Annotated in this window: 8 protein-coding genes; 3 read left to right on the plus strand and 5 right to left on the minus strand. The window is 67.9% G+C overall.

Annotated features, from left to right (window positions below):
* The coding region (locus DBR34_RS06200) for a DPP IV N-terminal domain-containing protein (protein WP_258223707.1) at window positions 1-1396 on the minus strand (1396 nt) is incomplete at its 3' end.
* Between the two features lie 131 nt (window positions 1397-1527).
* Window positions 1528-1887, minus strand: coding sequence for a DUF1428 domain-containing protein (locus DBR34_RS06205; protein WP_128096133.1), 360 nt, complete (start codon window positions 1885-1887; stop codon window positions 1528-1530).
* A 690-nt stretch (window positions 1888-2577) separates the two neighbouring features.
* Here DBR34_RS06205 and DBR34_RS06210 point away from each other — a divergent pair.
* Window positions 2578-3150, plus strand: a complete 573-nt coding sequence (locus DBR34_RS06210; protein WP_128096134.1) for an Ax21 family protein — start codon at window positions 2578-2580, stop codon at window positions 3148-3150.
* Between the two features lie 164 nt (window positions 3151-3314).
* The gene (locus DBR34_RS06215; protein ID WP_128096135.1) at window positions 3315-4001 is read left to right on the plus strand and encodes an alpha/beta hydrolase; all 687 of its coding nucleotides are present in this window, start codon (window positions 3315-3317) and stop codon (window positions 3999-4001) included.
* A 405-nt stretch (window positions 4002-4406) separates the two neighbouring features.
* Here DBR34_RS06215 and DBR34_RS06220 read toward each other — a convergent pair whose 3' ends face one another.
* From DBR34_RS06220 to DBR34_RS06230, 3 genes are read right to left on the minus strand one after another with little or no spacing between them, the layout of a single operon-like run.
* On the minus strand, window positions 4407-5342 hold the full coding sequence (locus tag DBR34_RS06220) for an alpha/beta hydrolase (RefSeq protein ID WP_128096136.1): 936 nt from the start codon (window positions 5340-5342) through the stop codon (window positions 4407-4409).
* Window positions 5339-6208, minus strand: a complete 870-nt coding sequence (locus tag DBR34_RS06225; RefSeq protein ID WP_128096137.1) for an alpha/beta hydrolase — start codon at window positions 6206-6208, stop codon at window positions 5339-5341. Before DBR34_RS06225 ends, DBR34_RS06220 begins: the two co-directional genes overlap by 4 nt.
* The gene (locus tag DBR34_RS06230) at window positions 6208-7263 is read right to left on the minus strand and encodes a sugar phosphate isomerase/epimerase family protein (protein ID WP_128096138.1); all 1056 of its coding nucleotides are present in this window, start codon (window positions 7261-7263) and stop codon (window positions 6208-6210) included. Before DBR34_RS06230 ends, DBR34_RS06225 begins: the two co-directional genes overlap by 1 nt.
* Window positions 7264-7375: 112 nt before the next feature.
* Between DBR34_RS06230 and DBR34_RS06235 the strand changes: the two genes are divergently transcribed.
* On the plus strand, window positions 7376-7908 hold a 533-nt coding region (locus DBR34_RS06235), incomplete at its 3' end, for a TetR/AcrR family transcriptional regulator (RefSeq protein WP_146186778.1).

Genomic DNA, 7908 nt, shown 5'->3' on the forward strand with positions numbered 1-7908 from the left:
CCCCCGCATCGATGGCATGGTCGGCCGCTTCGGGGGTCAACAGCACCGGCGCGCCACCGTCCAGCGCCACCCGGTACAGGCGTCGCTGGTACGGGTCGCCGGGCTCGCGCCCGCCTGCGCTGAAGTACAGCTGCTGCTCGTCCGGATCAACGCCGACGATATCGCGCACCAGCCACGCGCCGCGGGTCAGCTGCCGGATCACCGCGCCGCTGGCGGCGTCCAGCAGGTACAGATGGCCCCAGCCATCCCGTTGCGAGAACCACACCACCTGGTTGCGGCCCGGCAGCACGCGTACCGCCGCGCGGTTGTAGGGATAGCTGTTGAGTTGCACGCGGGTGCTGGAGCTTTCCTCCACCAATGTGCGCACGGTGCGGCGGTGTAGGTCGATTTCGACCAGCCGGATCCGCGCCGGGCGGTCATACCGCACGATCGCTGTATATACCTTGTCCGCCCCACGCGACCAACCCAGTACGCCGGCCTCGGTCAGGCTGTGCCAGCCATCGGGCACCGGGATGGTCTGCGTGCGCGCTGCAGCGACGTCGGTGACAAACCACGCATCACGCACCTGCTCGGCATCGCCCAGCAAGCCCAGCCGCACCTGGTGCAGCACCGGGCGAACGCCCTGCACCGGTGCCGTCGCCGTGTAGGGATAGGCCTGCACGTGGCGCTCGTCATAACGCACGCCGAACAGGCGGGTGCCATCGGGCGCCCAGGACACCGCGAACGGCGGTGGCTGCAGCCGGCCCTCGCGATAGGGAATGCCGCGCAGGCCAAAGTCGGGCAGCACGCCGTAGCCGTGGGAGGCCTCGCCATCGTGGGTGAGAGCGATGGCCGGCGCCGTGCCGGCCGGCAGCAGCCACAGGTTGTGGTCGCGTACCACCACGGCCCGCTGTCCATCCGGTGCCGTCAGCGCCTGCGGGTTCGGCGCGGGCAACGCGACTACCGCACACTGGTAGGCCGGCAGCGCGCACTGCAGGCCCTGCGCGGCGCCGCTGCGCAGCACCAGCTGCAGCGCGCCGGCATCGGCCGTGGCAGTGACGCTGGCCACCTGCTGCAGCACCTGGTCGGCGTCTGCAGCGCCCGCGGCCTGCAGCGCCACGCGCATCCGCGCGCGATCGAACAAGGGCGTGCGCGTGGGCACGCGGGGGTCCACCAGCAGGTAATCGGTGCTGCCCTGGGCAGTTTGATGGCGATACCAGAACCGGCCATCGTCCAGCCAGTTCGGCAGCACCGTGGCATTGCGCACTTTCCCGCGCAGGTGTCCATCCAGTACCCGTTCGGCGCGCGCGTAGTCGTCGGCGGTGGGTGCGGCCATCGCTGGCGCCAGGCTGACGCCAAGCAGTCCCAGCAGTCCGGCCAGCACGTGCCGGTGGCGCGGTGCAGATCCTTCTGTCATCGATGCAGCTCCTGTACGGCACCCAGTGCGGCACGCGCCGCCGGGCCTGGCCGGTGGGCCTTGAGCATGCCGCGCACCCGCCAACCGGGCAAGCGCATCCCGACGCGGATGCGCTGCCCCCGCCGGCGCGCTTAACCGCCCAGTTCCACCACCGGCACGAAGCCGCCGTAGATCATGCGCTTGCCGTCAAACGGCATCGGGTTGTTTTCCGGGTTCATGCGCGGGTCGTCCATCATCTTCTGCATGCCGGCATCGCGGGTGGTCTTGTCGGGCCATTCGATCCAGGAAAACACCACCGTTTCATCGTCCTTGGCCTCCACGGCGCGGAAGAAGTCGGTGTGCTTGCCGTGGCTCACATCGTCGCCCCAGCATTCGACCACGCGCAGCGCGCCGTGCTCGATACAGATCGCATCGCCCTCGCGGGCGTGGGCAAGGAACTTCTCTTTGTTGGCGGTGGGTACTGCGAGCACGAAACCGTCGATATAGGACATGGCTGCCTCCAGGGTGGGCGATGGCGCTCCGGAACGGGCGCCTTCATGGCATACGACGTGCGGGGAAGGGGAAGATCGACAATGCGCCTGGGCCTGCGCGGCCGGCGTGATGGATGTGCGCCTCGTCTTGCGCCAATGTCAACACGTTCAATGACTTGCGCGATACGTGGTAGCAGACTTCCGTACGGGGGTCAGAAAAATCCTAACGAGGGAGAGGAACATCCTGATACTCCAGGTGACGTGTTCAGCACACTATGGGGACGCCGGGCAGGACCTTTCCCCAAGGACCTGCACCTTGTCGCACACCCTGCGCCGAGCGGTGCAACACGGAGATGGACGCGTTAGCCGGTTACTCCCCAAGAGCGGCTTCCCCAGCGCGTGACGCCCCGCAAGGGCATCGTCGTGACCAGAATCCTCCTCGCACGTATCGTCGCCGCCATTGTGCGCCGGCAGGTGTCTCGCACCCTCCCCACACATCGTTCATCACCTCGCATGCACGCCCGACAGCTGTTTTTCCGCTGGAATCTGCGCGCGCGTATGTCACAGCGCAACTGAACCCCTGCCAAAAATTCACGCAGGTGAAGAGGGTCCACTTCAGGGCGGGTTGTGTCGAATAACGGAGAATTTACATTTCCGATGCAACCGACGTCCGCGTCAGCTGCAAGTAGTTCAAGACAGAGGTGTACCCCCATGAAGACTTCGTTGATTGCCCTGGCGCTTGCCGCCGCCCTGCCGTTCGCCGCCTCCGCTGCTGAAGGCCTGTCCTACAACTACGCCGAAGGCGACTACGTCAAGACCGACGCAGACGGCGGCAAGGCCGATGGTTGGGGCGTGAAGGGTTCCTACGCGTTCCTGCCGAACTTCCATGCCTTCGGTGAGTACAACCAGCAGAAGACCGACATCGGCAACTTCAAGGTTGACCAGTGGCGCGTCGGCGTGGGCTACAACCAGGAAATCGGCAACAGCACCGACTTCGTGGGCCGCGTTGCCTACAACAAGTTCGACCCGAAGGAAGGCCTGGACTTCAACGGCTACAGCGCTGAAGCCGGTATCCGTACCGCGTTCGGCCAGCACGCCGAAGTCTATGCCATGGCCGGCTACGAGGATTACAGCAAGAAGCACGGCATCAATCCGGATGGCCAGTTCTACGGCCGCCTGGGTGGCCAGGTGAAGTTGAACCAGAACTGGGGCATCAACGGCGACATCAAGATGGATCGCCACGGTGACAAGGAATGGTCGGTCGGCCCGCGCTTCAGCTGGTAATTCCAGCGTGACCGCATCGCCACGCGCCGGATCGGCGTGGCAGGAAAGGCCCGGCATTGCCGGGCCTTTTTCGTGGGCGCGGCTCACGCCGGATTAACCGCTGCCGGGATGTAGTACCGGCTCTGTGGGCCGGCGCTGATGCCGGTCCTACCTTGGAGACGGTCATGAGCACTTCACCGACAATCGTATTGGTCCATGGCTTCTGGGGCGGTGCCGCGCACTGGGCCAAGGTCATCCTGGCGCTGCACCGCAAGGGCCATACCGCGCTGCGTGCCGTTGAACTGCCGCTGACCTCGCTGGCCGACGATGCCGAACGTACCCGCAAGATGGTGGCCCAGATCGATGGGCCGGTGCTGCTGGTGGGGCATTCGTACGGCGGTGCGGTGATCACCCAGGCGGGCAATCTGCCCAACGTGGTCGGGCTGGTGTACATCGCCGCCTTTGCGCCGGATGCAGGTGAAAGCCCCGGGGGCATCACCCAGCAGCATCCGCCGGTGGCGGTGGCGAACCTGGCCGCGGACAGCGACGGTTACCTGTGGATCAAGCAGGACAAATATCACGAGAGCTTCTGCCAGGACCTGGATGCCGACGAAGCCTTGGTCATGGGGGTGGCGCAGAAGGCGCCGTTGGCCAGTGCCTTTGGCGAGCCGATCAGCAACCCGGCCTGGAAGCACACGCCCAGCTGGTACCAGATCTCCAGCGATGACCGGATGATCTCTCCGGAGAACCAGCAGCGAATGGCGGCTCGCTTGAACGCGCGCAACGTCATCACGCTGGACGCCAGCCATGCGTCACTCGCCTCGCAGCCCGATGCGGTGGCGGCATTGATCGACGAAGCTGCACGCGGCTGACCGGTGATGCCCGCGTGGTGCGGGCATGACCAAGGTGCGTAGTGGCACGGGCAAGGGCCTGCCAGACTCCGGCCCCCTGTCTGCAGCCGCGGCCTGCCATGCGCAACGTTTTGTCCACCGGCTTGGGGCTGCCCGCCGCGGATGTCCCCTTGCCCTGCGACGCGCTGGCTGCAGGCGCATCGCTCGCGGCCGATGGCGGATGCTGTGGCCTACTACGGCGACGCCGGGCACCTGATCACGCAGATGCTGCAGCCCACCACCTGGCGCGACCGCACCGGTCCATACATTCCGGTGGGCGGCACGCCGGAGGGTTACGCACGCGCGGACCGCGCGTCCAGCCAGCGGGTGCTGGCGTTCCTGCGGCACGCCCCGCGATGTGCACGCGGGGCGCGCCATCGCACCGTGTCAGATCGCCGCCGCCAACAGCGCCGCACTGCGCGACAGCACTCCCCGCGACGCCGGCGCCGTCCCCAGCAAATGCAGGCACGCATGCACCATCCCGGGCAGGCGCTCGCAGTGCACCGCCACCCCGGCCTGCGCCAACCGTGCGGCGTAGTGCTCGCCTTCGTCGCGCAGCGGGTCGTACTCGCACACCAGCACGGTGGCCGGCGGCAGCCCGCGCAGGTCATGCGCCCGCGCAGGCACCGCCAGTCCATCGGCGCTGGCCACGCCCTCGCCGAGGTAAGCGTCCCAGCACCGCTGCATCAACGCGGTGCTCAGGTAGTAGCCCTCGCCGAACTGCCGGTGGCTGTCGGTGTCGATGGCGGTGTCCAGCGCCGGGTACAGCAGCAGCTGGTGGTGGAGGGGCGGCCCACCGCGATCACGCGCCAGCAGCGCCACCGCCGCGGCCAGGTTGCCGCCAGCACTGTCGCCGCCCACCATCAACCGCGCCGGGTCGATGTCCAACTGCGCCGCCTCGGCATGGCTCCAGCACAGCGCGGCGTACACGTCCTCCAGCGGAATCGGGAAGCGGTGCTCCGGGGCCAGCCGGTAATCCACTGCCAGCACCACGCAGCCGGTGGCATTGGCCAGCGCCCGGCAGGGGCCGTCGTACACCGCCAGCGAGCACTGGAACCACCCGCCGCCGTGGGCGAACAGCAACCCCGGGCGCGTCTGGCCCGGGCGGTGACCGGCCGGCCAGTACGCGCGTACGGTCAGGGCGTGGCCGTCGCCGGTGGCCACACTGAAATCGCGTACGTCGGCTACCGGCTCCGCCGGGCCCTGCAGGGCGGGCAAGGCAACTTCGCTGGCCGCGCGGATCTGCTGCAGCGTCATCCCTGCCACCGCCTCCGGCGGTGGCAGGGTCTGCAGGAAGCGGGCGATATCCGGGTCCAGGCTCATGCCGCGGCGTCCGGCAGCAGGAAGGGCAGCAGCTGGTCCAGGAAGGCCTGCGGAGCTTCTTCCATCACGAAGTGGCCGCAGTCGGCAATCATCGTGCCGCGCAGGTCGGCGGCGTGCGCGCGCATGGTGTCCATCGGCATGTTGGCGGTGGCATGTTCGGCACCGATGGCCAGCACCGGCATGGCCAGCGGGGTGCGTGCGCGCTGCTGGTTCTGGCGGATGGTCTCGGGAATGGCGCGGTAATAGCCGAAACCACCGCTCAGCCCACCCGGCGCGGCGTACGCGCGGATGTACACCTCGCACGCCACCGCTTCGCGACGGTGCGCCCAGCGGTCGAACATGAAGGTCAGGTAGGCGCGCTCGCGCCCGGCGATCAGCGCTTCGGGCAGGTCGCGCACCTGGTTGAACATGAAGTGCCACAGGAAGATGTTGTCTTCCGGCGCCACGAACACCGGCGGTGCCTCGGCCAGGCCCGGAATCACCGCTTCGGTGATGGCCAGCCGCTGCACGGCCTCGGGCTGGTCGCTGGCCAGCGCGTAGGCCACCCACATGCCCACGTCATGGCCCACCACCTGGTAGCGCGCATGGCCCAGCTGCTGCATCACCGCGTGCAGGGTAGCGGCGATGGCGCCGGTGTCGTAGCCGTGGGCCGGCGTGTCCGAATCGCCGGTGCCGGGCGGGTCCACCGCAATGGCCTGGAAGCCCTGTGCGGCCAGCGCCTGCAGGATGTGCCGCCAGGCGTACCAGGTCTGCGGCCAGCCGGGAATCAGCAGTACCGGCCGGCCCTCGCCCAGGATCGCGCAATGCACGCTGCGGCCGTCGATGCGCACGTGGCGGTGGGTAATGCTCTCAAGTGCGGTGGTCATCAGTGGATCCCCAGCATGCCGTGGATCTGCGCACGGCTGACCGGCGCGCCGGCGAAGTCGTCGAAGATGCGGTCGGTCACGGTGATGATGTGCGCGTTGATGAAGGCCACGCCCTCGCGTGCACCGTCTTCCTGGTTCTTCAGGCAGCACTCCCACTCCAGCGTGGCCCAGCCGTCGTAGTCGTACTGGGCCAGCTTGGAGAAGATGCCCTTGAAGTCCACCTGCCCATCGCCCAGCGAACGGAAACGCCCGGCGCGCTCGGTCCAGCCGCTGTAGCCGCCGTAGATGCCCTGGCGGCCGCTCGGATTGAACTCGGCGTCCTTGATGTGAACCATGCCGATGAAGTCGCGGTAGATGTCCAGGAAGCTCAGGTAATCCAGCTGCTGCAGCACGAAGTGGCTGGGGTCGAACAGGATCCGGCAGCGCCGGTGGCCACCCACCGCGGCGTGGAAGCGCTCGAAACTGGTGCCGTCATGCAGGTCTTCGCTGGGATGGATTTCGTAGCAGAGGTCGATGCCGTGCGCGTCGCACACGTCCAGGATCGGTAGCCAGCGGCGGGCCAGCTCTTCGAACGCGGCCTCGATCAGGCCGTCCGGGCGCTGCGGGAACGGGAACAGGTACGGCCAGGCGAACGAACCGGAGAAGGTGCCCATGCGGTCCAGACCCAGCCGCTGCGACGCCTTGGCCGCCAGTTTGATGCGCTCGATGGCCCAGGCGCTGCGCGCGTCCGGGTCGCCGTGCAGGGCGGCGGGGGCGAAGCTGTCGCACAGCGCGTCATAGGCCGGGTGCACCGCCACCAGCTGGCCGAAGATGTGCGTGGTGAGCTCGCTGATCACCAAGCCGTGGCCGGCCAGCATGGCGATCATGTCATCGCAGTACTGCTGGCTGTGCGCGGCCTGTTCCACATCGAACAGGCGCTCGTCCCACGCCGGGATCTGCAGCGCCTTGAAGCCCTGGCTGGCCGCCCAGGCGGCAATGGAGGGCAGGTCGTTGAAGGGGGGCTGGTCGGCACTGAACTGGGCCAGGTGCAGGCTGGGGCCTTGGATGGTACGCATGGGGTGTCGCCTCATTGTTTGTCGAGCGACAAAGAATAGGCGTCAAATTCGCCCCGGTCAACGTCGGGTGTCGCTAGAATTGCCGCACCGCTTCTTTCCGTAGTGATGCCCCATGGCCGGCCGCCCTCGCGAATTCGACAAAGACCACGCCCTCAAGCAGGCGATGCTGCTGTTCTGGGCGCGTGGGTACGAGGGCACGTCGATGTCGGCGTTGGTGGAGGCACTGGGCATCGCCTCGGCGCGCATCTACGCCGCCTTCGGCAGCAAGGAGCAGTTGTTCCGCCAGGCAGTGGCGCTGTACGAAGCCGGCGACGGAGGCTTTGCCGACCGCGCGCTGCGCGAGCAGGCGGTGCGCCCGGCCATCGAACGCATGCTGCACGACGCCGTGCTCACCTACACCAAGCGCGGCCGCGCGCAGGGTTGCCTGGTGGTGTCGGCGGCCACCAGTACCGCACCGGAGAATGAGGCGGTGATGGACTGGCTGGCCGAACACCGCCGCCAGCGTACCCAGCAGATCATCGCGCGGCTGCAGCAGGCCGCCACGGCCGGCGAGCTGGCTGACGGGGCGGACGTGCACGCGCTGGGCGACTACTTCGCCACGGTGCTGCACGGCATTTCCACCCAGGCCCGCGACGGCGCCAGCCG

Origin of the sequence: Stenotrophomonas sp. HMWF003, from assembly GCF_003061285.1 — a bacterium.
Classification (GTDB): Bacteria; Pseudomonadota; Gammaproteobacteria; order Xanthomonadales; family Xanthomonadaceae; genus Stenotrophomonas; species Stenotrophomonas maltophilia_AP.